General features: G+C 71.4%; 1 protein-coding gene. It reads left to right on the top strand.

Annotated elements, in window-relative coordinates; translation table 11 throughout:
• Positions 1-238: RidA family protein (locus ACR9ZK_RS23360; protein WP_481344296.1), on the top strand; the 238-nt coding region annotated here is incomplete at both ends.

The raw sequence follows: 238 nt of genomic DNA, 5'->3' as shown, positions 1-238 counted from the left end.
CGTCTTCACGGCAGGGGCCTGTCCCCTCGACGCCGACTGTGCCACGGTGGCGCCCGGCGACATCGCGGTCCAGGCACGGCAGTGCATCGCCAACCTCGTCACCGCCCTCGCCGAGTCCTGCGCCCGTCTCGTCGACGTCGTCTACACGCGTGTCCTCGTTGCGACGACTGTGCGCGAGGACCTCGTCACCGCCTGGACGGTCGGCCACGACGCGTTCGGCGAGCACGAGGTGCCGAGC

The organism is Monashia sp. HAY1-5C, assembly GCF_056755255.1.
The sequence above is the reverse complement of the archived record's forward strand: the minus strand, read 5'-3'. Positions and strand labels throughout refer to the sequence as shown.